Here is a 23,486-nt window from a genome sequence, read left to right as displayed (position 1 = left end):
ATAAAAGCGGGGGTTACTTTCCAGGTTGCAACAATAATTTTTTATAATAAGGGACTAACAAAAAAATTTCTTTATATAATGAAAAATTAAATTTATATCAGGAGTTTTTGTTTGAAAGCTTTAACAATAATCCCCACTCTGGTCTGCGCATTTAGTTTCTTGGATATCCGAGCTATATAATACTCGATCATCCTTTGAGAATAATTTAGTTTATCTGCAATTTGTTTATTGGGCATCTCACATGCAATTAACTTAATTATTTCTTGTTCAATTTCAGATATATTATTTGTTCTGTTTGCCATCACAATCTCCTTTTTGAATATATTATAACAAATTAACGGGAATTTTTTGCCAATCAGAGGTTTTAGGTACCTAAACCTATTTAATTTGTTGTTTTTATTAATTATTGTGTCATGAAAAGGTAAGGGAAACCTAGTTATAAAGTAACATCTTCACCTTTTTGGGTACTGACTTTCTAAATATTGAAAGAACCTAGTACAAAAGATCCTTGTGTTGTTTCTTTGTAAAAGTATGTTTGAAAGTGTGATTTTAATATGAATAAATTAAAAGTAATGATTTTAGAAAGCGATATATCCGATTTGTATAGATTAGTCAATTTAGTAAACAGTATATCTGAATTAGAGTTGGTTTTTGCTACTACAAGAGCAGAAGAGCTGCTGAAGGAAATTAACACAAATAAATTTGATATTGCCATCTTAGACCTGAGTATTTCAAATACTTATGGTTTTGAAGTTGCAGAGTTTCTAACGATTAATTATCCGAATGTGAAAATAATATTCATAAGTTCCTACATTGAGTTTGGAATTAGAGCTTATAAGTATTATCCGGAAGATTATTTGGTTAAACCAATTAATGTATTTCGTTTAAATCAAACTGTAAAAAGAATTATGAGTCATGCCTTTAATTTTTATAAAAGTAAAAAAATAGTGATAAAAAATAAGGGATTATCAAAGTTCATTGATATAGAAGATATAAATTATATTGAGAAAAAAAAAGACAATACGAAAATTCATTTAGTAAATGAGGAAATTATTGATAGTAAGGAAAGTTTGAATGATTTAGAAATTAAACTTCAGAGTTATGGTTTTTTCAGAATACATCAGTCCTATATAGTACCCTTTAAAAAAATAGAAGAAATAAAACCTGATAATTATATGAAATCATATAATCTTAAACTTAAAGATACAGATGAAATTTTATCACTTAGTCGGAATAAATATAAAATATTAAAAGATATGTTATTTGATTGATATAGCGCTTCATTAACAAACAATTCCATCTATAGATTAGATGGAATTGTTTGTTAAAGTCTGGACAGCAGTTTTGAAAATTATTATTTAAAAAAATCAATAATGGTATTTAGAATACCGGTGAATTTCAACAAAAGAAATATTACACAGATAATAGAGAAGCCCAAACTAATTTTCTCTAAAGTTGTCTTTTTCTCATTTTTACTTGACATAATATTAATCTCCTTTTTTTGATACATATGTTTTTTTGCTGTTATACAGCATAATAAATATTATTATTAATAGGGTTATTAATATAAAAATAGAACGGTTTGATAAATGATTTTGAAGAAGTGTTAAGTTAATAATTTCATATATGAGACTAAATGAAATTATTAAAGGAACATTCCATATAAGAAAATGAGTGAAAATAATAAAAGCTAAAGACCCATTATATCTATATCCATGAGAATTATAATTACTTTTTTGGAAAACTCTTCTCAGCATTACTTTTGAATTAATATATGTCAGAATCATCAATTCCAACAAGCCGAAAAGAAAATACTCCCATCTTAAAGATTCCGTTAAAAATACTATAACCAAATAAATTCCTGCGATGCCAGTCGATATCAAGTATAGGTATCGACTTCTTATTCTGTACAACGACTCCAAATCAAAAGGTATTGTAAACAATAAATCTTTATGATTAAGATCGTCTGATTGCACAAGAGATAATGAAATAGAGGTAATGACCATAGCAAAAACAGTAATAAAAATAGGTAACAAATGCTCCGAAGATACGAATTTATTTCTAATTTCAATTACACTGGTGAAAAGTATAGGTGTTATATATATTGAAAACATTTTCGGAGATCTAATGAGATAAAGAATATCTTTTTTCAAAAAATAGTTTTGAATATACTTATTAATAAATAAAGAAACTTTCCTTGCATAAAATGATTTTTCAAGCTCCCGGGATGAGATTGATAATAATCCTTTACGATAACAATGCTTTGTGAGATAAAAAGCGATTGCTGTTATTACTAAACTGTAGAAAATTATCAACAGGATAAAAATCAATACATCGGAGGCATCTGCATGATTTAATATTAAAAAGTCTGAATATTTCACAACTCCGTAAAGTATGTACTTTGTGGTGCTATTTTGTGCTATAAAATAAGATTTATAGTTATTTGAAAAGATTATTAATCCAATTACTGCGACTGCAAAAATAGTCATTAAAGTATAGGCAACAGTTTTTAGACCATGTCCTTTAGAGATAAGAAAGGCAAGGGCAAAGAAAATGTGAGTAAGAGAACTGCAAAAGAAAGATACAGAAATAATCTGAATCATTGTGGCTAATACAATATTAAATTCTAAATTCCCGGCGAAGAAATTCGCAATAACAAATGGAGTTAAGAAACATCCAGTTAAAATCATTGTTTCTAAAGTTACAACAAAAAATCTTGAAAGTATTATTTGAGATTTTTGGATTGGAGCTATAATTAATATCTCGCGTTCAATTGAAAGGAAGTACTCTTTATAATATTGTTTTACTGAAGAAGAAAAGGATATAAGACAAAGGAAAGCATAAAGCCCAAGGGTATACTTATTCATATTAACTTGTATATTATGAGGGAACAATTTTATAATGAAATAAAGGATTAATGTTAAAAAGGAAATTAAAATAACAAAAGCAATTCTTTGGGCGTATAAGTCAATCCTAGAATTTTTTTTGGTATTAGCAGTATTGCTGATTTTATATTTAAACTTTAAATAATTATAAAAATTCATACTTCTCTTCCTTCTACCGCAGAAACTAAATATTCTTCAACGCTGTTAAGCGTGTTACGTATTTCGCTTACTGAGATATTATCTCTAATTATTTTTCCTTTATCTATAATATATACAACGTCAGCAATTTCTTCAATAATATCTAATGAATGAGAAGATAAAAAAACAGTTCCACCATTATCAGTAAAGTCGTTCAGCATTTTTTTGAATTGTTTAATACTTAGGGGATCAAGGCCTAATGTAGGTTCATCATACAATAACAGTTTTGGTTGATGTATGATAGATGAGATAATACATACTTTTTGCTTATTCCCTCTCGATAAAGACTGAATAAGGGTATTTCTGTACTCTTCCATTTCATAGTGCTCTAGGTATTTGTCTATTGCTTCTTTTATTTGACCTTCATCTTTCATTCCATAAAGATAGGCTATAAAATTTAAATGTTCAAAAACAGTCAGCTTCTCAAAAACAGCGGGGTAATCCGGACAGTAACCAATATATCTCTTATAGTCATTTTGATTATAATTAATCTTATTATTTAAAAAGTAGACTTCACCTTGATTTGGCAATTCAATACCCATAACAATCTTAATAGTAGTTGACTTCCCAGCACCATTTCGTCCTAAATACCCACAAATCGTTCCCTTTTTTATCTTGAGAGATTCAATAGAAAGAATGTTTTTCTCGTCATAGGTTTTTTTAACATTTTCAATACGAAGAATTTCCAAGTAGATAAATCTCCTTTTTTATTATATATTATATGGATTATTCTTTTAATATATAATAACATTTAAAGAACTACACATCAAGAATGGGGTATAATCCAACTTGTTGTGTAGTTCATTTGTATTACTTAGCCAAGAATCATTTTAATAACGTCGTATACAGAATATCCTTTTAGGAACCAATCAACGATTTTTCCTGGGTGTTTTTGGATATACGCAAGGATTTTCTTTCCACTTGTATATGAATATTTAGCGGCTGCAGCAGCTAAGTTACCTGCCCATTTTAAGAATGATGCGACCTTACCCCACGGTACTTTAGATACAAGAGCTTTTAATGCTTTTAAAATTGGTCCGAACAATTTGTTTCCTCCTATTTTTCAAGAAATTATTTACAAAGGCCTTTGTCGCTTTTTATATTAACTAGAAAAATAAGCAAATTCAATATATTCCAGTTTTAATTTCGGTTATCCGAAATGTTTTATGGATAGAATGTTTGAAATATTGTTCTTTAGAACTTGCGGGAGAAGGATTAATTTAGGGATAAGGTATGGGTTAATTTAATTGATTTTTTTAGATTCATCTAGAACTTTCTTTCTAGAGATGATTTTGATCACACGTTGTTTCAGACGGTGCTTCATCAGGACATAATACAGCAGCGACGGAACGGCCAGGCCGATGACCCAGGCAATGTCGCCTCCGCCGAATATTTCAGCGAGCGGCCCGATGTAAAAGGATGTATTGATGAACGGGATTTCTAATATAATCGACAAAACGAAGGCGGCCGCTGTAATCCAATTGACCCTGCCATATTGTCCGTTGACGTCAAACATCGATTTGACGTGGTATTTTCCGCGTCGGATAAAATAGTAATCCACGAGGTTGATCGCCGTCCATGGAATTAAGAAATAACTGATGAAAAAGATGAAATTTAAAAACAGTTCCATGAAATTGCTTTGGCCCAAGAGACTTAATACAGTACCCGCTGCCGTCACACAAAGGATCATTACCACTCTCGTTTTCGGCGTCACCTTCAGTTTTAAAAACGGCTCCAAAGTAGTCGTCGTTGACATAAAGGCTCCGTATAAATTAAAGACGTTGATCGCCATTTGTCCGAACAGGACAATGATCAGCATAATAAAGGAAAACGGACCGAACAATCGGACAATCTCATTTCCCGCATTAGCGGTAAATTCCGGGAGCGCCGTCGTCAAAATGGCGCCGAGAAGCATCATCCAGATGGAACTGACTGACGTACCTGCGTAGCTGTACCAAAAGGTATGCGATGCCGGTGTTTTGACCGGCAGATAACGGGAATAATCTGCGACATATGGCGCATATGCCAGCTGCCATGTGGCCACCGCGCTGACCGCCACTAGAAAAACAGGCAGATCTAATGAGCCGGGCACCCAGCTTCCTGAAGGAATCGGCAGTTGAAAAATAAGAATCGTTGCAGCAAAAAAAACGGCAAAGGAGGTCCAAGAGAGGATTTTCTGCATTTTGTGAATCAGATCATGACCGTAGATCGTGAGTAAAAAACAGATGGCGCTTAAGCCGATAATACACCATGAAGCCGGAATCGGTACAAAGCTGCTCAGTGTACCGGCTGCGAGAATCGTACTGCTCGCAAAGAAGCCCAGGTAGATAAACATGACCAAAAAGAGGGGCAGAATCGCTCCGATCACGCCGAATTGCGCGCGGCTTTGAATCATTTGCGGAATTCCGAGCTGAGGTCCTTGTGCGGAATGAGACGCCATAAAGATTGCGCCGATAAAGGTCCCGATAATAATGGCGGCGATACTCCAAAAGAGATCGAGTCCCATTGTAACGGGCAGTGTGCCTGTGACTAACGTCGTAATATGCATATTAGCCCCGAACCAGACGGGGAATAAATCTTTAGCCTTTCCGTGTCTTTCGTCATGCGGAATATGTTCAATCGTTCGCCTTTCTACTTTCAATAGATAATCTCCTCCGTATGTTCTTCTTTAACATAAAGACATAGCTTAACAGATTGACCTGCCGTTTACAAATTCCAGCATGCAGGAAAAACATTGAAAAGCCTCGCTGACAGCCGTTCAAAAGTTTTTTTGAAAAACGGAACAAACACTGCCGCCAAAACGATTTGCCAGGGTTTAAAAGGCATGGATATGCTTACGGACTAATATGTATTAAGGAGAAATGTGTCAATCTTTTGACGAATGGAGCCATTATTCGTTAAGCTGAAAGAATAGTTTACTTTGTGTAAATTTCATAAATGAAAAGGGGATTGATGATATGTGTACAAGTCTTACATTGAAAACGACAGACGGTAATCACCTATTGGCGCGAACGATGGATTTTGCATTTCAGCTCGGTACGGACGTCGTGCTTTACCCTCGTCAGTACAGCTGGAAAAGCGAAGCTGACGGCAGGATGCATAAGACGAAATACGCATTTATCGGCATGGGGAGAAATCTCGGCAATGTTCTGTTTGCCGATGGCGTAAATGAAAAAGGGCTGTCGTGCGCGACGCTGTATTTTCCGGGCTTTGCGGGATACGAGAAAGCGGAACGGGAGGGCACCTGTCACATCGCTCCTCATGAGTTTGTCACCTGGGCCTTATCAAACTGTGAATCTCTTGAAGACATAAAGGAAAAGCTCTCAATGCTGACGATCGTAGAGAAGAAGTTAATGTTATTGGATACGGTGCTGCCTCTTCATTGGATTTTATCAGACCGCACGGGCGGCTGCATTGTCATCGAGCCGACACCGGAGGGAATGAAAGTATATGACAACCAACCCGGAGTGATGACCAACAGTCCGGAATTTCCTTGGCATGTGACCAATCTGCGCCATTATATCGGAATCAGGCCGCAGCAGTCAGAAAGCAAAACATTGGGCGGAATGACATTAACCGCTTTCGGCCAAGGATCTGGAACAATCGGGCTTCCCGGTGATTACACGCCGCCATCCCGATTCATCAGAGCCGCTTATCTGAAAGAGCATTTAGAGCCTGCCGCCCATGAAACGGATGGCGTTACGGCCGCTTTTCACGTGCTGTCCAATGTGAATATTCCAAAAGGCGCGGTGATCACGGAGGAGAATGAAATTGATTATACGCAGTATACGTCGGTTATGTGCTGTGACACCGGGAACTACTACTTTCATCTGTACGACAACCGGCAGATTCACAAAGTAAGTTTATTCCATGAAGATCTTGACCGTCCGGAGCCGAAAGTATTTGCGGCCGCGGCGGAGCAGAATATACAGGAGCTGAATTAGCTCAAAAAAAAACAGGACGCGATTGTCCTGTTTTTTTATTTAATACGGATCAGACGGATGGCTTTCCTGTTCAGCCTGTTTTGCGGCTTGTGCCGTATCAGTAGTGCCGATCGGCCCGCCGCTGTTGCTTTCGGAGGCTTTTTTCAGCCCTTCCGCAACACGTTTTCCGTAGTCCGGATCTGCTTTTGTGAAATTCTCAATCATTTGATCCTGAATGTCTTTCCGGCAGGAAGAAAGCGTATTGACCAAGTTTGTGATCAATTCGTTCCGTTCAAATTCCGAAAATCTGCGGTATGTTTCTCCGGCCTGGCCGAAGTTATTCGACCGGTCGATCGCTTCCCGCTTCACATCGCCTTCGACATGAGGTGTATGGTCTTTCCCATCCTGCTTTGCTTCGTTGAGTCCTCCCATAATGGACGGCTCATAGTTGACGTGCGGGTTTTGTCCTTCTGCCCGATCGACCCGATACTGCATTTGCCCGCCTTCCTGGTTGGTGGCGACATGCTTTTTCGGCGAGTTGATCGGAAGCTGCAGGTAATTTGCGCCGACCCGGTACCGCTGGGTATCTGAATAGGCGAATGTCCGCCCCTGAAGTAATTTGTCATCTGAAAAATCAAGGCCGTCCACAAGCACGCCCGTTCCGAATGAGGCCTGTTCCACCTCGGCATGGTAGTTTTCCGGGTTTTTGTTCAGAACCAATTTACCGATCGGCTTCCAAGGGAAATCGTCTTTATACCACAGCTTGGTCGGATCAAGCGGATCAAAATCCAGCTCGGGGTGTTCGTCATCAGTCATGATTTGCGCATACACTTCCCATTCAGGGTAATCGCCTTTTTCAATCGCTTCATACAAATCCTGTGTCGCATGGTTAAAGTTTTTCCCCTGAATCTCTTCCGCTTCCTTCTGTGTCAGGTTGCGGATGCCCTGTTTCGGTTCAAAGTGATATTTGACGAGCACGGCTTTTCCTTCTTCATTGACCCATTTGTAGGCATGGACGCCTGAGCCCTGCATCTGCCGGTAGTTGGCCGGGATGCCCCACGGCGAAAACAAGAAAGTGATCATATGAGTCGCTTCCGGTGATTGGGAAATGAAGTCGAAAATACGCTCGCCGTCCTGAATGTTCGTAACCGGATCAGGCTGAAATGCGTGCACAAGATCCGGAAACTTCAGCGGATCACGGATAAAAAAGATTTTCAGGTTGTTGCCGACCAGATCCCAGTTGCCGTCTTCGGTATAAAGCTTAACGGCAAAACCCCGGGGATCACGCAATGTTTCGGGGGAATGCTTTCCGTGGTTGACGGTAGAAAACCGCACAAACGCCGGAGTTTTCGTTCCTTTCTTTTGAAACACTTTCGCTCTTGTGTATGTAGAAATCGCCTCGTCTCCAAAACTTCCGTACGCCTCAAAGTATCCGTGTGCCCCGGCGCCGCGCGCGTGAACGACGCGCTCGGGAATCCGTTCGCGGTCAAAGTGGCTGATTTTCTCCAAAAAATCATAATTCTCCAATGTCGTCGGTCCTCTATTGCCGACTGTCCTGACATTCTGGTTGTCAGTGACCGGATGGCCCTGCCGGTTTGTCAGCGTGTCTTCTGACTCGCCTTTACCGGTCGTCTTACTGGAAAGCGTTTCTTCGCTGTTTTTGTTATTTTCCATTGTTGAACCCTCCTTTTTGAACGGTAACAATATGCCCAGCAGAGCCGTTTCTTAAAACCGATTTTCAAAAGAAACAGTTATTCCGCGATCGGCGTCAAGGACCCGCCGTTCCATATTTCGCCCTTGTTCAGCGTCCAGCTGTTTTGATAAAGGCTTTGCGCGCCTTGATTGGCCGCCGGACTTAATTGTTCATCCCATGTCAAAAAGTACGTTGTCTCGGGATACTTTTGCCTGATCGCATTGATAAAAGCATCATAATCAAAGCTTCCGATATTGCCGGACGGACCGGTTTCGGCAAAGGCAAACGGTTTTTTCAGAGACAGCATTTCATCATAGCCTGCTATCGCATACGGATCAGTGAAGTAAGCGTCCAGACCGGTAATATCCACATAAGATGAGCCTGGGTAGAAGTCTGTTTTAAAGTCTCTGTTGGCATCCGGCGAATACACCCACAAAAGGTTATCCAATCCTCTTGTCTCTGTCATATAGCGGTATATCTTCTTGTAAAGCTCTTTGTACAGCGAGATTCTTTCATTGTCTTTTTGGTTGTAGCCTGTCAGCCCCCACCAGAACCACTCGCCGTTCATTTCATGCAGCGGTCTGAACAGAACGGTGACGCCTTGATTTTTCAGCTGAGTAAGGCCGTCGGCGATTTTGCTGAGCAGCGCCTCAAGGCGTTTTCCTTCAACAGTTGAAGGGTCCAGGATGTTTTTGTACTGGCTGTTTGAGATGGCCGTTTTATAGTTTCCGGATGGAAAAGCCGGATTTGCGAGATGCAGGCTGACCTGAGGGAGGCCGCCGCTTTTCCAGTATGAGATTAAGCTGCTGTTGCAGCTGTAATCGATAGTATCGGTGATATCCGCTGTTTCAAGCCATCCTCTCCCATAGTCACAGCCGTAGATGGCGGGAGACTGTCCCGTCGCGTTTTTCAAACGGTTTTCCTCTGTCATTGAAAAAGTGACATCGCTGTACCCGCCGAACGCCCCGGACATGACCCTGTTTTCTGAACGGTTGGGCAGGTGCGCCAGCCAGTTCATGATATCTGTTGTCGTCTGCTGGGCATTTGGATTGACGGGATAAACGGTGTGAGCCGATATCGGACTGGCGGCTCCTAAGAGTAATAAAACGATAGACAGGCAGACTGCTAACTTTTTGAGCATAAAAAAGACCTCCTGATTTTTAGGGTGATGAAGGATGTGAAACGATAACCTCACAATCTCCTTCTATAACAAAATCTCCGGAATCCGCCGGCACGATAAAGTGATCGCCTTTGTGAACGGGGCATCCATCCAGTTCTCCGTGTCCTTTAATGACGCTTGCGAGTAAATACCGGCCGGGTGCGGGGAATGATGCTTTCCCGCTCACATTCCATTGATAAACTGAAAAGAACGGTGTTTCGGCGAGTGTTGTAATAAGAGCATCTCCGATCCGATGCTTTGTGCTTTTTACTTTTTCATCGGTATGAGGAATCTCTGTTACGTCAATTGCTTTCTGAAGATGAAGCTCGCGTTTATTCCCGTTCCCATCCGTCCGGTCATAGTCGTAAAGCCGGTAGGTGGCATCAGAGCTTTGCTGGATTTCAAGAACGAGCGTACCTTCACATAAAGCGTGCAGTGTGCCGCTCGGGACATAGAAAAAGTCGCCGGGTTTAATAGGGATGCGGCGGAGCAGGTGATCCCACTCGTTTCGTTCAATGAGCCGAACGAAGTCTTCTCTCGTTTGGGCGCGATGCCCTAAAATGAGCTCCGCGTCTTTTTTGCAGTCCAATATGTACCAGCATTCCGTTTTTCCGAGTTCTCCGTTTTCATGCCGATGTGCATATGCGTCGTCCGGGTGAACCTGTACGGATAAGTCCATATTTGCGTCAAGAATTTTTGTGAGCAGGGGAAAAGCGTCTTCTTTCGGATGTCCGAACAGGTCAGGGTGTTCATTCCAGAGACGGTGTAATGATGTTCCGAAAAAAGGCCCGTTCCGCACGATGGATGTGCCGTGCGGATGAGCTGAAATCGCCCAGCACTCTCCCGTCCGCTCAGAAGGAATCTCATACCCGAATGTATCGCGCAGCTTCGTCCCGCCCCATAATCTTTCTTTAAAAACCGGTTCCAAAAATAAGAGCTTCGTCATTTTCCCGCCTCCCGGTTTGCCGCTTCTAAGGCCTGCTCCGCCAATACGAGCGAACCGGCCGCACCGGAGTGAATCCCTAATTGAGGGGGAACGATGTATTTTTCAATATCGGGCAGATCAATATATTGATTCAGCCGCTTTTTCACGTGCTGACGGATAGAAGAGAACAGCTGATGCTGTTTCATAACACCCCCGCCGAGGATGATTTTTTCCGGCGAAAGTATGAGAATATACTGCACAAGCGCTTCGGCAATATAATAGGCCTCAAGCTCCCACACTTCCTGCTGATCCGTGAGCAGAAATGCTTTTTCCCCCAGCGTTTCTCTATGGCGGGGCCTGCCGCGAGGCCTTCCAGACAATCTGTATGGTAAGGGCAATTGCCTTTGTAGCCGTCGTCCGGATGTCTTCTGACATAAATGTGGCCCATTTCAGGGTGAGACAGCCCTTGAACAAATCTGCCGTTCATGATGGCGCCCGCGCCGATGCCTGTGCCGACCGTCAAATAGAGGCAGCTGTCCGCGTTTTTGGCCGCGCCGAAAGAAGCTTCTCCAAGCGCCGCCGCATTAACGTCGGTGGTGAAGCCTGCGGGAATATCCAGAGCGCTTTTGATCGTTTGAAGAATAGGGCAGTTCCGCCAGGCTGTCTTCGGCGTCGCGGTGATGCACCCGTATGTTTGACTGTCGGGACGGATATCAATCGGCCCGAACGACCCGATGCCGATGGCGTCTATCGGGAATTCTTCAAAGTAACGGATCACCTGTCTGAGTGTGTCATCCGGTTCTCCCGTCGGAAACTCTGCTCTGTCCAGAATGGTGCCGTCTCTTTGTCCGGCGGCACAGACAAATTTCGTGCCGCCGGCTTCAATACCTCCAAGCATGGCCGTCCCTCCTCATCTGTTAAAATCCGTTTTGATCGGAAACGGATTTGAACCAGCGGCCGCTTTTTTTGACGGTCCGTTCGCCCCCGTTTTCCAGATTGACAGATACAAAGCCGTAGCGGTTTTTATAAGCGTTTGTCCAAGACCAGTTGTCCATGAAAGTCCACAGGTGATAGCCTTTTACATTTGAACCTTCTCCGATGGCCCGATGCACCCATTTCAGATGTTCCTGGATAAATTCAATCCTGTAATCATCCTGAATGATGCCGTTTTCATCGCGGAAGCGTTCTTCGCCTTCTACTCCCATGCCGTTCTCAGAAATAAAACACTCGATATTTCCGTAATGTTCTCTGAGATTGGTGAGAATGTCATAGATTCCTTTTTCGTAAATTTCCCAACCGCGATGAGGGTTCATTTTCCGGCCGGGCATGACATACGGATCGAAGAAACGCTCAGGCAGGAAAGGGGCATGCGGATTCGGAACATGTTCTTTTGCCTTGACGCGCCTCGGCTGGTAGTAGTTCACGCCTAACAGGTCAACCGTATGCTCCTGAATGAGGCGGAGATCTTCTTTCTCATAATGCGGCAGAAAGCCTTCCGCCTTGAGAATCTCGACAAGCTCCTCAGGAAATTCGCCCTTTACGGCGGGATCTAGAAATGAACGGTTGAAAAAGGCGTCGGCAATCCGGGACGCTTTGACATCTTCAGGATGTGAGCTTCTCGGATAAGAAGGCGTCAGATTCAGAATGATTCCGATTTGTCCATCCTGTTTCAATTCTCTGTAGGCTTTGACAGCCCTTGCATTCGACAGCAGGGTATGGAAGCCGGCCTGCACCGCTTCTTGAAAATTAACGTGATTCGGGTAGTGAAAGTCGTATAAGTAGCCGCCTTCAATCGGCACAATCGGCTCGTTGTGAGTGAACCATTTTTTCACCTTGTCACCGAATAGCGAAAAGCATGTTTTGGCGTAATGTTCAAACGCGTCAACGGTGTTCCGGCTGACCCAGCCCCCCTTACGCTGAAGGGCGAGCGGCATGTCAAAGTGAAACAAATTGACAAACGGCTCAATGTGATGGGCAAGCATTTCATCGATGACGTCCTGATAAAACGCGACCGCTTTCTGATTGACCTCGCCAGTTCCGTCCGGAATCAATCTTGACCAGGAAATAGACAGCCGGAAGGAGTTGTGGCCGATTTCTTTCATCAGCCGGATATCCTCCTTGTATTGATCGTAAAAACGTGACGTGTCGCCGGGACCGACGCCGTTAAAAAAACGGCTCGGCTCTTTTTCATACCAGTAATCCCATATGTTTTGGCTTTTTCCGTCTCTGTCGGCGGCGCCTTCTGTTTGGGTGGCGGAGGCGGAAGACCCCCACCAGAATCCTTCCGGAAAACGATATTGAATATTTGATTCAGTCAATTGATTTCTCTCCCTTACTGCGATTTTGATTACATACTCATGCTGTCATCCCGGGCATGCTGCTCGGTCTCAGCTTCTTTTTCCTTTGCCATGTTTAATTTGTCCAGCGCTTTAAGAAACGGGAGCCAGATGACAAACACAATACAGAGGTTGACCAGCTGCATAATGCCGCCCATGACGGAATTGGTCGCCATAATCCCGTTAATGAATAGGGGGACGGTCCAAGGCACGGTCACGCCGGTAGGAGGGGGCACGATCCCCGCCGACATGGCCAGGTAGGTGACAAGGGTGACAACCATCGGCGCGATCACCCACGGAATGATAATGATCGGGTTCATCACGATCGGCAAACCGAAAATAACCGGCTCATTGACATTGAAAATGCCTGGCGCGAGACCGAGTTTGGATATCTGTTTCATCTGTTTGCTTTTCATAAAAAGCAAGATGGCGATCACTATGGCCAATGTCATTCCGGTTCCGCCCATTCCGACGGTGTAAATCTCCATAAACGGCTTAGAAATAATATGGGGAATCTCTTTTCCCGCTGTATACGCAGCCAAATTTTCGACCTGTAATGTATTCCAAATCGGGTCCATCACGGAATTGATAATGATTTGTCCGTGAAGTCCGAAAAACCATAAAATCTGAATAAAGAAAACAGCGATTAATGTAGGGATGATGCCGCTTCCAAGTCCGACAAGCGGGGCTTGAACCGTATGATAAATGACATCATGCAGATTGGTGTGAAAGATTTGGGTGACAGCCGCATTGATCAAGAGGAAGACGGTAAGCGTGATAAAAGCCGGAATCAATGCGGCGAACGATTTAGCAACAGCCGGAGGAACACCGGCAGGCATCTTAATCGTTAAGTTTCTCTGGACGATTCTTCTGTAGATTTCACCTGACAAAAACGCGGTAATCATGCCGAGAAACATCCCTTTTGCTCCAAGCCGGTCAACCGGAATGACGCCTGCGACCGCTTTGCCCGTTTCCGGCTCTAAGACGAACGGGGTGAGCAGCAGAAAAGAAACCAATGCGATCGCTCCGCCGAATACGGCCTCCACTTCGTAGCTTTTGGAAAGGTAATAGCCGATCCCGAAGACGACAAAAATGGACATAATCCCCATCGTCGCCGTCGAAGCGCCGCCAAATCCGGATTGAAAGACAGACAGTGCGGAGCTGCTCATGATTTTGTTTAAAAATGGCAGGTTCGTCAGCACGACGAACACCGAACCGAAAATGGTCAGCGGAAACGCCAGCATAAAAGCATCCCGTAAGACTTGCAAGTAGCGGTTATTGTTTAATTTGCCAGCGATCGGAATAAGGAATTGGCTGATTTTCTCAAACACGTCTTCACCCCCGGCTTTCTATAAATTTTTTGATTGAAATAAGTCGAGCATTTCTTTAACGAGCTCTTTCATTGAAAGCGCTGACATTAAGTGGTCTTCAGCATGCATAAAAAGCAGAGAGACATCCGTCTTGGCGCCGCCGGCTTCTTTTTGAATCATCTGAAAATGGATGTCGTGCGCTTTCCCCAGTTCTTCTTCAGCCTTTGTCAGAAAGGTGCCTGACTCATCTGTCCGGCCGTCTTTATATGCGCGTATCGATTGAATAATATTGCTGCGGGCATTGCCGCTGTGAAGAATCAGCTGAAAACTGATCTGTTCATCCGTGTACGTTTCCATGCTTATCGCCTCCTTTATTTGTTCTCTATCAAGGCAACGGCCTGTTCGTATGCTTTTTTGCCGTCCCCCATGCCGTATGCCATCATATCAATCACATCAACGGTGATGTGAAGCGGGTCCGCCTCTTTCTGAAGCTCACCTTTTAAAAAACTCATCTGCGGGCCGATAAGTACGACGTCTGCATCTTTCATCGCTTCTTTTGCTTTATCCTGTCCGACTGCCCAAATCTCGGCTTCCTCACCGATGGAGCGGGCGTAATTCTGCATTTTCGTGACAAGAAGGCTGGTGGACATGCCTGAGCTGCAGGCTAATAAAATTCTTTTCATGAGGAATCCCTTCTTTCGTAAAGTTAAAACGTTTTCATGAATATTATAATCTTTTCAAATTAAATGTCTATACTTTTAAAATATAAAAGTTTTACTTTTCGGATTTTTGACACAAAAAAACCTTTTAAGATTCAACTTAAAAGGTTTTTCATCTCAAGCGAGCCATAACAGCCATAAATAGAGTCCGATCAGGGTGATAAATAACGTCGGAATGGTTAATATCAGACCTGTCTTGAAATACATTCCCCAGGAAATTTTCACGTTTTTCCGGCTCAGCACGTGGAGCCATAACAATGTCGCCAGCGATCCGATCGGCGTGATTTTCGGCCCGAGGTCCGAACCGATAACATTCGCGTAAATCAATGCTTCTCTCATCAGCCCGTGAGTGCCCGTTCCGCTGATGGCTATGGCGTCAATCATCACCGTCGGCAGGTTATTCATAACGGAGGAGAGAATCGCAGCGATAAACCCCATTCCGAGTGTGCCCGCAAACAAACCGTGATCCGCCGCTTTCTGAATAAGCTGAGAAAGAAGATCCGTCAGTCCGGCATTCCGCAAGCTGTACACGACAACATACATGCCGACAGAAAAAAACACGATGGCCCACGGGGCGTCCTTGATGACTTGTTTCGCAGGGACGGCGGGGCTTCGCTGCGCCAGAATGAGAAAAATGACCGCGATGGAGCCGGCAACGAAGGAAACGGGTATCGACAGCAGTTCGCTGACGAAATATCCGATCAATAAAACGGCCAGCACAGCCCACGATAACCGGAAAAGGCGTTCATCCTTAATCGCGGATGCCGGATGTTTCACAAGACCGGTGTCATACCGTTTCGGAATGTTTTTTCTGAAATAGAGATACAGCACCAAAATGCTTGCCGCCAGAGAAAAAAGGTTGGGCACCAGCATGCGTGATGCATATTCAATGTACCCGATATGAAAGTAATCGGCGGATACAATATTGACCAAATTGCTTACAACGAGCGGAAGCGAGGTGGTGTCGGCGATGAATCCTCCGGCGATAATAAACGGAAAAACCAGCTTTTCAGGTAAATTCAAAGCCCGCACCATCGCCAGTACGATCGGCGTCAAAATGAGCGCCGCTCCGTCATTGGCAAACAGGGCGGAGACAACAGCCCCTAAGACCGACACATAGAGAAACATCCGCAGCCCGCTGCCTTTGGCCGCCATGGCCATATGCAGCGCGGCCCACTCAAAAAAACCGATACTGTCAAGAATCAATGAAATGATAATAATGGCGATAAAGGCAAGTGTCGCATTCCAGACGATTCCCGTCACTTCCGCGATATCGTGCAGGCTGACTGCTCCGGCGATCAAAGCGAGGACCGCTCCGCCGCAGGCAGACCAGCCGATTGATACATGTTTCGGCTGCCATATGACAAACACAAGTGTCAGCACAAAAATCAGCGCTGATAAAACCGCAACTCCCAAGAATATATCCCCCTTACCGGCATGTAACAGTGACTTCTTTTTGCCGCAATGTCTGTAAAACTTCGTCCTTTTCATCTATCTGCTGCAGAATCGAGCAAACCAGCGCGTATTTCGGACCGGACGGATGAATGGCATAGTACCGCCACTGGCCCTCGCGTCTTTCCCGCACAAGGCCGGCGTTCTTTAATTTCCGTAAGTGCTGGCTGATGCCGGGCTGACTTATATCAAAAATAGCTGTCAGCTCGCAGACACAATATTCCTTATCCTCCAGAAGCTTCAGCATCAAAAGCCTCGTCCGGTCGCTTAGAAGCTTGAGGCACTGGCTGATCCCTTCGGAACTTAAAACATGATGCCGCCGTTCCATGCGCTCACTCCTTTTTCACACTATTATATAAGCAGATGTTTATATAAGTAAACGACAATATAAAAAAGCCGGTCTTGCTCTTTTTGCAAAACCGGCTCATGTTTATTTTTGGAACAGTTTTTTCGCTTCATCCATTGCTAATTTATTTCCCAGTGCTGAATAATCAAGCCAAGGCTGATCGGCAATTTTATAGACGTGGTTTGATTTCACGGCCTTCAGCCCTTTCCATACAGCGCTTTTTTGCAATTCTTTATAGGCTTGCTGTGACTTGTCGTCTCTGTTAACGACGACGAAAATCGCATCCGCGTTGTAATCAGGCAGCACTTCTTGAGAAATGACTTCATAAGGGCGGGAGGTGTTCATTTCTTTAATGCCGTCAGCCGGTTTCAGCTTCAGATCGTCAAACAGAATCGGTCCCATCGGACGGCGTGTGCTGAAGACGCGAAGCTCTTTTGCGTTCACGCGGATCGCCATGACTTTGGCGTTTTTCCCTAATTCCTTATTCATCATGGATCTGACTTGTTTTGTTTCATCTTCGTAATCTTGAATAAATGTTTTCGCTTCTTTTTCACGGTTGACGATTTTTCCGATGTCTTTTAAATGATCGCGCCATGTGCCTTTATCAAGGTCGAAAACGTGTGTGTTTCCGATTTTCTTGTATTTTGACAAATCTTTTCCCGCAAATTCTTTATCAAGATAAATGTTGTCTGGATTCAGCTCAAGTAAAGCTTCCATATCCGGGTCTGAGGCAGGTCCGAGTTTTTTCGTGTCTTTCAGCTGATTTTTCACATGAGGGAGAAAATCTTTTAATTCTCCGCCCACGACGGAACCGGCCGGTGTAACGCCGAGAGCCAGCAGATCATTTGTCAGGTGAATGGACATCGAAGCGATTTTATGATCGCCGGATTTCTTTTTTGACTCCGGCTGTGTTGAATCGGATTGGCAGGCAGCCAATAAGAAAATACACATGAAACTGATGAGCGCAATTATTTTTTTCATGGGAATACTCCTTGTTTTATGATTTGATTTTCATGACGAGATAGAGAAAATACGGCGCGCCGATGGCTGCAGCAACCACGCCGGCCGGAATGGCGTTCGGCTGAAACAAAGACCGGCCGATGGTGTCTGCCGCGACAAGAATGACAAGTCCGATTAATCCTGCAATCGGAATAATATGCTGATGCATGGTGCCGACGAGCCGTCTTGCCAAGTGAGGGGCGGCAAAGCCGATAAAGCCGATTCCCCCGGCCATCGCAACGCTCGCGCAGGACAAGCCGACCGCTATGGCGATCAGCATGATCCTTTTTCTCTGCACGTGTGCGCCGAGCCCCGCGGCTGCCTGGTCACCGAGCATTAAAATATTCAAAGACCGGGCGTTCAGCCATGCAAGCGGTGCGAGAATGCCGATCCAGGGCAATAGCGACCACACGTGAATCCAATCCCTGCCCCAGACGTTTCCCACCAGCCAGCGGGAAGCGAATGTATAAGTTTCTTCATTCAGGCGCAGCGACATAAACAATGTAACGGCGCTGAAGCCTGCGGAAACGGCGATCCCGACTAACAGCATGCGGATCGTTAAAAAACCGTTCAGCCTGTCGTACGTAAGCACTACGATCAGCAGGGCGGCGAGTGTTCCGCCCGCAAACGTAAACAGCGGGATGAACATCGACGCCTGCGCCTCCAAGGAATGAAAGAATGTGATATACATCATCAAACCGAAGGAAGCGCCGGCATGCAGTCCGAGAATGCCCGGATCGGCAAGCGGATTTCGGGATACACCCTGCAAAATAGCGCCCGACACTCCTAAACCGATGCCGGCCAGCATCGTCACCAGAATCCGGGGAAGCCGGTAATCGAATAAAACGGTTGTGCTCTGAAACGTGCCGTATCCGAACAGCGTTTTTCCCACGGTGAGAGGAGAAAGCCGGAATGAGCCCGTATGCAGCCCGATCAGAATCATGCAAACGGCGATGACCAGCAGAATGAGTCCTGCCGCCGCCGCTTTTTTTGTTTCTTTCTGCACTTTCATTTATAAGTCTCTCCCTTCCTTGCGGGCAATATAAAGAAAGAAAGGGACACCGACAAGTGCGACCATAATGCCTATCGCCAATTCCCTCGGGGGACTGACCGTGCGCGAGGCCAGGTCAGCCAAAATCAATAGAATCGCGCCGAGTAACGCGGACATCGGAATAATCAGCCTGTACGTAACGCCGACGATCTTTCGCGCGATATGGGGAATAACCAGCCCGACAAAGCCGATCGCGCCGGCAGCGGAAACAGACACACCGGCAAGAACGACGGCGATCATTAATCCGGCGGCACGCGTCAGCACCGTGTTCACCCCTAAATTCGCCGCCACGTCATTTCCCATTGAGAGAAGGGTGACGGACCGGCCCATGAATGTCGCGAGAATGATGAAGACTGCAATCACGGGAACAAGGACTTGTAAATGAGCCCACTTGATCCCTGACACCCCGCCGGCGTACCAGAAGGCCAAATCCTGGCTTAAATCGTAATAAATCGCCACACCGGTACTGAGTGAATGTAAAAGAGCGGCCACGACCGCCCCGGCAAGCGTCACCTTTAAAGGTGTCATGCTGCCTTTTCCCGCCGCACTGATAAAGAAAATCAAGCCGGTGCTTGCCAGTGCTCCCAAAAATGACATCACCATCAGCAGGGCGTATGACAAATGAGGGAAAAAAGCAAAACTGAGCGCAACAACAAACATGGCGCCCGCGTTTACGCCTAAGACACCCGAATCGGCAAGCGGATTTCTCGTGACACCCTGCATGAGGGCGCCGGCTGCGGCAAAAGCGGCTCCTGTAACGGCCGCCCCTAGCACCCTCGGAAGACGCAATTCATGAATGATCTGCTGGCCCGTTATGTTCGGATTGTAATCAGCAGCAGCCGACCAAACCGTATGTAAAGTAATGTCTTTCGCGCCGAATGAGACGGCGAAAAAAATAGATACAAGCAGCCCGATCACCGCGATCAGGAAGAAAACCCCGTTTTTTAAGATGCTGATCAGACGGTTTGCGGACGTGACAGAATCGCTCAAAAATCAATTCACCTACTTTTATGATCATTGTCCGGTATTTATTGAATATGAGAATCATTTTCATTTGAACCATCATATTATACCGAGCCGATTTTCAAAACGCAATAGAGCGTTCAACAATGATGTCCTTTTTTTTCATGTTTATATTGTAAAAAAGAAGTGAAAAACGTGAAAGAGGAAATAGCTATATTCAGAAAGGAGGGAGGCAAATGGCGGGAGAACGAAAGCCTTTGCCGATTGAATTTTACCAGAGGCCGTCAGTGGAGCTTGCCCCTTTATTGCTCGGCTGTCTTTTGGTGAAGGAGACGGACGAGGGAACGGCTTCAGGTTTTATCGTGGAAACGGAAGCTTATATGGGAGCGGATGACCGGGCGGCGCACAGCTTCGGCAACCGGCGTACGAAACGGACGGAAATTATGTTCCATGAGGCGGGCCGCATTTATACATATGTCATGCACACTCATACATTAATGAACGTCGTCGCCGCGGACATCGGCATTCCGCAGGCCGTGTTAATCAGGGCGGCGGAGCCTCATGAAGGACAGTTCCTGATGGAGAGCAGGAGACCGGGCAGACCCCCGAGAGAGTGGACAAACGGCCCGGGAAAACTGACGAAAGCGATGGGCATTTCAATGAACGACTACGGCGGCATGATCACGGAACCGCCGCTGTATATTACCGAGGGCTTTACGCCTGAACATATATCAACAGGCCCGAGAATCGGGATTGACAACAGCGGAGAAGCCCGGGATTATCCGTGGCGCTATTGGGTGACGGGGAACCGGTATGTCTCACGCTGACCATGTTTATAACCGCTGATAACAGGGGAAAGACAAGGTAAAAGAAAGGGGATTCAGACATTGAAAAAATTTTTCAAAACGATTATCAAATGGGCGCCCGTCATCTATCCGATCATCAGAAAAATCATAAAAGAACGGAAGGCATCTAAGCGGAACCGCATGTCCGCATCCCGAACAGCCGGCTGATCCGGCTGTTTTTTTACGGGCTTGGCATCGGATTGCCGCATTGACTTGAAATCCTTCCCATTATAGAATTTACATACATTTACCCCTTCCTCATTCTTTTTGCCCATTTTTCACGTCTGCATCTGATCTGATAGGAGGTTTTTCTCATGCTTCATGGGCGGCTTCGTGAACTTCTGCGCTTGCTTTTAGCTGCTGAAACACCGGTTACAAGCTCAGTCATCGCTGCAAATGTAAAGGTAACGACACGGACGGTCCGCAATGACATAAAGGAACTGCAAACCATTGTAGAAAAACACGGCGCATCCATTCAATCTGTCAGAGGGAGCGGCTATAAGCTGCTGATCCGGAATGAACAGCCGTTTAAAAACTGGCTTCAGGACAATTTCCAGCAAAACAGCACCGTGCCGATTTTTCCCGATGAACGGATAGATTACCTTATGAAAAGAATGCTTCTGACCGACGGCTACCTCAAGCTGGATGACTTGGCGGAAGAACTGTTCATCAGTAAATCCACACTTCAATCTGATTTAAAAGAAGTCAAAAAACGGCTCCGCCCCTATGACATCATTTTGGAAACAAGGCCGAACTACGGCTTTAAGCTGCGCGGCGAAGAGCTCCGCCTCCGTTATTGTATGGCGGAATACTTAGTGGACGACCGCGAGCCTGAGCCTGATCTCCTGAGTGAAAAGGCCGGTATTCTGCCGAAAGACGACATTCATGTGATCCGCACAGCCATTATGAAGCAGGTTCGAAACCATAAGATCCCGCTTTCTTTCTTCGGCCTGAACAATCTCATCATCCATATCGCCATTGCCTGCAAACGAATCCGGACAGAAAACTATGTATCTCTCATTCCGGAAGATCTTCATGATATTAAGCTTGAAACAGAATATCAGTCAGCGGAAGCCATCGTAAAAGAGCTTGAATCTGCGCTTTCGGTCACCTTTCCCGAACAGGAAACCGCCTATATCGCCATTCACCTGCTCGGGACAAAGCGCATGACCCAGTCACAACTGGAAGGAAAAGAGCTTACAAGGCTGATAGACGGAGAAACCAGCCATTTGACGGAGGCCATGATCGAAGCCATTGAGCGGGAGCTGAAGCTCGGAATCACGGATGACAATGAGCTGAAAGCGGGTCTTGCGCTCCATATCAAGCCGGCGATTAACCGAAACCGGTACGGAATGAACCTGAGAAATCCCATGCTCGCCGCCATAAAGGAAAATTATCCGCTCGCATTTGAAGCGGGAGTGATTGCGGGAATCGTGATCAAGGAGCAAACCGGCATTGATATTCATGAAAATGAGATCGGATATTTGGCGCTTCATTTCGGAGCCGCCATCGAAAGGAGAAAGACGGAACGGCCGCCTAAGCGCTGTCTGATTGTCTGTGCGTCCGGCGCCGGCAGCGCGCAGCTTTTAAGAGAAAAGCTCCGTTCCCGGTTCGCAAAGCGTCTTGAAATCGTCGGAACGGCTGATTACTGCAGCCTTGACCAGCTTTCCTTTGAGTCGATTGATTTTGTGGTCAGCACAGTGCCGATCAAAAAAGACCTGCCAGTTCCCGTATTAAAGGTTCAGACGCTGTTGGGCGGCGGGGATTTTACAAAAATCGACGCCATGCTGGAAGAAAAGCGGGAACAATTGAACTTTCTGAAACCGGAGCTGGTATTTTTGCAGCAGGATCTGGAGACGAAGGAGGACGTTATCCGTTTTCTCGGACAGCAGGTTGCAGAAGCCGGCCTCGCTTCTGATTCTCTGACCGATTCTATTTTTGAAAGGGAAGCGATTTCTCCTACGAGTTTCGGCAATCTTACGGCGATTCCGCACCCGCTCGTTCCGCAGACAGACACGACGTTTTGGGCGGTATGCACGCTGAAGAAACCGATTGACTGGGCGGATAAGCGTGTCCAATTTGTCTGCCTGCTCTGCGTCGAGAAAGAAAGCAAGGCCGACCTCCAGCATATGTACAAATGGCTCGGCGGGATGTTAGATGATCCGGCCGCGGTAAGCCGTCTCTTAAAATGCACAACCTATCAGGAGGTTTTACGAGTATTCAGAGACAAACGATCAGAGAAAGACCGGGATACACCTTTTTTCCGTTAGCAGCGGAAAAAGCCTGAGTAGTTATGAAAGCGATTTCATAATATGATGGTACTAACATCGAGACATACAAAATATCAAACTTTCAGGAGGTCTTTTACATGAATATATTACTCGTTTGTGCAGCAGGGATGTCAACAAGCTTACTCGTCACCAAGATGGAAAAAAGCGCGCAGGAACAAGGAAAAGAATATAAAATCTGGGCGGTGTCAGGCGATTCAGTCAACCAGCATATTGATAAAGCGGACGTATTGCTGCTTGGGCCTCAAGTCCGTTATTTGCTTCCGCAGCTGAAAAAATTGGGTGAATCAAAAGGAGTGCCGGTTGAAGTCATCAATACCGTCCATTACGGCACGTGCAACGGAGCGGAGGTTCTGAAATCAGCGGAACAGCTCGGAAACGCATCGTAGAAAGG

23 protein-coding genes and 1 pseudogene are annotated in these 23,486 nt (G+C 45.0%); 6 read left to right on the top strand and 18 right to left on the bottom strand.

The features are described from left to right. Nucleotides 1-92: 92 nt before the first annotated feature. Nucleotides 93-302 (bottom strand): response regulator transcription factor, encoded by a 210-nt coding sequence (locus G4O42_RS18730; RefSeq protein ID WP_017418609.1) that lies wholly within the window; start codon nt 300-302, stop codon nt 93-95. Between the two features lie 252 nt (nt 303-554). On the opposite strand from G4O42_RS18730, the gene G4O42_RS18725 reads away from it, so the two are divergent. After that, a complete protein-coding gene (locus tag G4O42_RS18725; protein WP_032875666.1) occupies nt 555-1,271 on the top strand; it encodes a LytR/AlgR family response regulator transcription factor in 717 nt (238 codons plus the stop codon). 216 nt (nt 1,272-1,487) lie between these two features. Here G4O42_RS18725 and G4O42_RS18720 read toward each other — a convergent pair whose 3' ends face one another. The 4 genes from G4O42_RS18720 to G4O42_RS18705 all read right to left on the bottom strand — a co-directional run bounded on the left by G4O42_RS18720 (nt 1,488) and on the right by G4O42_RS18705 (nt 5,724). Continuing rightward, on the bottom strand, nt 1,488-3,044 hold the full coding sequence (locus G4O42_RS18720) for an elicitor-associated permease-like protein (RefSeq protein ID WP_032875670.1): 1,557 nt from the start codon (nt 3,042-3,044) through the stop codon (nt 1,488-1,490). Next, nucleotides 3,041-3,772: an ABC transporter ATP-binding protein gene (locus G4O42_RS18715; RefSeq protein WP_017418613.1), complete on the bottom strand. Its 732-nt coding sequence runs from the start codon at nt 3,770-3,772 to the stop codon at nt 3,041-3,043. Before G4O42_RS18715 ends, G4O42_RS18720 begins: the two co-directional genes overlap by 4 nt. 125 nt (nt 3,773-3,897) lie before the next feature. Further along, entirely contained in the window at nt 3,898-4,128 is a 231-nt protein-coding gene (locus G4O42_RS18710) for an AMEP412 family response elicitor (RefSeq protein WP_017418614.1), read from the bottom strand. Between the two features lie 198 nt (nt 4,129-4,326). Beyond that, nucleotides 4,327-5,724, bottom strand: a complete 1,398-nt coding sequence (locus G4O42_RS18705; RefSeq protein ID WP_032875674.1) for a purine-cytosine permease family protein — start codon at nt 5,722-5,724, stop codon at nt 4,327-4,329. 316 nt (nt 5,725-6,040) lie between these two features. Here G4O42_RS18705 and G4O42_RS18700 point away from each other — a divergent pair, with 316 nt between their 5' ends. Further along, complete coding sequence (locus tag G4O42_RS18700) at nt 6,041-7,027, top strand: choloylglycine hydrolase family protein (RefSeq protein WP_007614685.1); 987 nt, start codon at nt 6,041-6,043, stop codon at nt 7,025-7,027. A 39-nt stretch (nt 7,028-7,066) separates the two neighbouring features. Here the strand turns inward: G4O42_RS18700 and katX are convergent, their stop codons facing one another. From katX to G4O42_RS18635, 13 genes and pseudogenes are all read right to left on the bottom strand, one after another. Continuing rightward, nucleotides 7,067-8,680 carry a catalase KatX gene (gene katX / locus G4O42_RS18695; RefSeq protein WP_032875677.1) on the bottom strand — a complete coding sequence of 538 codons (1,614 nt, stop codon included), beginning with the start codon at nt 8,678-8,680 and terminating at the stop codon, nt 7,067-7,069. 77 nt (nt 8,681-8,757) lie between these two features. Further along, entirely contained in the window at nt 8,758-9,840 is a 1,083-nt protein-coding gene (locus G4O42_RS18690; RefSeq protein WP_032875682.1) for a glycosyl hydrolase, read from the bottom strand. Nucleotides 9,841-9,859: 19 nt separating this feature from the next. Then, nucleotides 9,860-10,804 (bottom strand): mannose-6-phosphate isomerase, class I, encoded by a 945-nt coding sequence (manA, locus tag G4O42_RS18685; protein ID WP_032875685.1) that lies wholly within the window; start codon nt 10,802-10,804, stop codon nt 9,860-9,862. Next, nucleotides 10,801-11,681, bottom strand: a pseudogene (locus G4O42_RS18680) (ROK family protein). Before G4O42_RS18680 ends, manA begins: the two are co-directional and overlap by 4 nt. A 19-nt stretch (nt 11,682-11,700) precedes the next feature. Next, nucleotides 11,701-13,101: a glycoside hydrolase family 1 protein gene (locus tag G4O42_RS18675; RefSeq protein WP_032875688.1), complete on the bottom strand. Its 1,401-nt coding sequence runs from the start codon at nt 13,099-13,101 to the stop codon at nt 11,701-11,703. Nucleotides 13,102-13,130: 29 nt separating this feature from the next. After that, complete coding sequence (gene celB / locus G4O42_RS18670) at nt 13,131-14,450, bottom strand: PTS cellobiose transporter subunit IIC (RefSeq protein ID WP_032875691.1); 1,320 nt, start codon at nt 14,448-14,450, stop codon at nt 13,131-13,133. Between the two features lie 18 nt (nt 14,451-14,468). Continuing rightward, nucleotides 14,469-14,786, bottom strand: coding sequence for a PTS lactose/cellobiose transporter subunit IIA (locus G4O42_RS18665; RefSeq protein WP_032875694.1), 318 nt, complete (start codon nt 14,784-14,786; stop codon nt 14,469-14,471). Between the two features lie 14 nt (nt 14,787-14,800). Then, the gene (locus tag G4O42_RS18660) at nt 14,801-15,112 is read right to left on the bottom strand and encodes a PTS sugar transporter subunit IIB (protein ID WP_007614670.1); all 312 of its coding nucleotides are present in this window, start codon (nt 15,110-15,112) and stop codon (nt 14,801-14,803) included. Between the two features lie 153 nt (nt 15,113-15,265). Next, entirely contained in the window at nt 15,266-16,564 is a 1,299-nt protein-coding gene (locus tag G4O42_RS18655) for an arsenical efflux pump membrane protein ArsB (RefSeq protein WP_032875696.1), read from the bottom strand. 13 nt (nt 16,565-16,577) lie between these two features. Further along, the gene (locus G4O42_RS18650; protein WP_032875699.1) at nt 16,578-16,928 is read right to left on the bottom strand and encodes an ArsR/SmtB family transcription factor; all 351 of its coding nucleotides are present in this window, start codon (nt 16,926-16,928) and stop codon (nt 16,578-16,580) included. Nucleotides 16,929-17,030: 102 nt separating this feature from the next. Beyond that, complete coding sequence (locus G4O42_RS18645; protein WP_032875702.1) at nt 17,031-17,927, bottom strand: ABC transporter substrate-binding protein; 897 nt, start codon at nt 17,925-17,927, stop codon at nt 17,031-17,033. 16 nt (nt 17,928-17,943) lie between these two features. After that, a complete protein-coding gene (locus G4O42_RS18640; protein ID WP_021494727.1) occupies nt 17,944-18,957 on the bottom strand; it encodes a FecCD family ABC transporter permease in 1,014 nt (337 codons plus the stop codon). Further along, the gene (locus tag G4O42_RS18635) at nt 18,958-19,986 is read right to left on the bottom strand and encodes a FecCD family ABC transporter permease (protein WP_032875707.1); all 1,029 of its coding nucleotides are present in this window, start codon (nt 19,984-19,986) and stop codon (nt 18,958-18,960) included. A gap of 209 nt (nt 19,987-20,195) precedes the next feature. Between G4O42_RS18635 and G4O42_RS18630 the strand changes: the two genes are divergently transcribed. The 4 genes from G4O42_RS18630 to licB all read left to right on the top strand — a co-directional run bounded on the left by G4O42_RS18630 (nt 20,196) and on the right by licB (nt 23,481). Further along, complete coding sequence (locus tag G4O42_RS18630; RefSeq protein ID WP_032875710.1) at nt 20,196-20,786, top strand: DNA-3-methyladenine glycosylase; 591 nt, start codon at nt 20,196-20,198, stop codon at nt 20,784-20,786. Between the two features lie 51 nt (nt 20,787-20,837). Next, nucleotides 20,838-20,972, top strand: coding sequence for a hypothetical protein (locus G4O42_RS20130; protein ID WP_369719122.1), 135 nt, complete (start codon nt 20,838-20,840; stop codon nt 20,970-20,972). Nucleotides 20,973-21,118: 146 nt separating this feature from the next. Continuing rightward, nucleotides 21,119-23,074: a transcriptional regulator LicR gene (licR, locus tag G4O42_RS18625; protein WP_032875713.1), complete on the top strand. Its 1,956-nt coding sequence runs from the start codon at nt 21,119-21,121 to the stop codon at nt 23,072-23,074. Nucleotides 23,075-23,172: 98 nt separating this feature from the next. Continuing rightward, nucleotides 23,173-23,481, top strand: coding sequence for a PTS lichenan transporter subunit IIB (gene licB, locus G4O42_RS18620; RefSeq protein ID WP_003150863.1), 309 nt, complete (start codon nt 23,173-23,175; stop codon nt 23,479-23,481). Nucleotides 23,482-23,486: the final 5 nt, after the last annotated feature.

The sequence above is a fragment of the Bacillus sp. LUNF1 genome, assembly GCF_011008975.1.
In the GTDB taxonomy this organism is placed as follows: domain Bacteria; phylum Bacillota; class Bacilli; order Bacillales; family Bacillaceae; genus Bacillus; species Bacillus velezensis.
Note: the sequence above shows the minus strand (reverse complement) of the source record. Positions and strands in the feature narration are given on the sequence as shown.

What these genes read in the sequence shown, in the direction of transcription:
- G4O42_RS18720 (WP_032875670.1), bottom strand. Translation starts at nt 3,044, where the DNA reads ATGAATTTTTATAATTATTTAAAGTTTAAATATAAAATCAGCAATACT.
- G4O42_RS18660 (WP_007614670.1), bottom strand. Translation starts at nt 15,112, where the DNA reads ATGAAAAGAATTTTATTAGCCTGCAGCTCAGGCATGTCCACCAGCCTT.
- G4O42_RS18730 (WP_017418609.1), bottom strand. Translation starts at nt 302, where the DNA reads ATGGCAAACAGAACAAATAATATATCTGAAATTGAACAAGAAATAATT.
- G4O42_RS18645 (WP_032875702.1), bottom strand. Translation starts at nt 17,927, where the DNA reads ATGAAAAAAATAATTGCGCTCATCAGTTTCATGTGTATTTTCTTATTG.
- G4O42_RS18640 (WP_021494727.1), bottom strand. Translation starts at nt 18,957, where the DNA reads ATGAAAGTGCAGAAAGAAACAAAAAAAGCGGCGGCGGCAGGACTCATT.
- G4O42_RS18725 (WP_032875666.1), top strand. Translation starts at nt 555, where the DNA reads ATGAATAAATTAAAAGTAATGATTTTAGAAAGCGATATATCCGATTTG.
- manA (WP_032875685.1), bottom strand. Translation starts at nt 10,804, where the DNA reads ATGACGAAGCTCTTATTTTTGGAACCGGTTTTTAAAGAAAGATTATGG.
- G4O42_RS18630 (WP_032875710.1), top strand. Translation starts at nt 20,196, where the DNA reads ATGGCGGGAGAACGAAAGCCTTTGCCGATTGAATTTTACCAGAGGCCG.
- G4O42_RS18665 (WP_032875694.1), bottom strand. Translation starts at nt 14,786, where the DNA reads ATGGAAACGTACACGGATGAACAGATCAGTTTTCAGCTGATTCTTCAC.
- G4O42_RS18700 (WP_007614685.1), top strand. Translation starts at nt 6,041, where the DNA reads ATGTGTACAAGTCTTACATTGAAAACGACAGACGGTAATCACCTATTG.
- licB (WP_003150863.1), top strand. Translation starts at nt 23,173, where the DNA reads ATGAATATATTACTCGTTTGTGCAGCAGGGATGTCAACAAGCTTACTC.
- licR (WP_032875713.1), top strand. Translation starts at nt 21,119, where the DNA reads ATGCTTCATGGGCGGCTTCGTGAACTTCTGCGCTTGCTTTTAGCTGCT.
- G4O42_RS18650 (WP_032875699.1), bottom strand. Translation starts at nt 16,928, where the DNA reads ATGGAACGGCGGCATCATGTTTTAAGTTCCGAAGGGATCAGCCAGTGC.
- G4O42_RS18690 (WP_032875682.1), bottom strand. Translation starts at nt 9,840, where the DNA reads ATGCTCAAAAAGTTAGCAGTCTGCCTGTCTATCGTTTTATTACTCTTA.
- katX (WP_032875677.1), bottom strand. Translation starts at nt 8,680, where the DNA reads ATGGAAAATAACAAAAACAGCGAAGAAACGCTTTCCAGTAAGACGACC.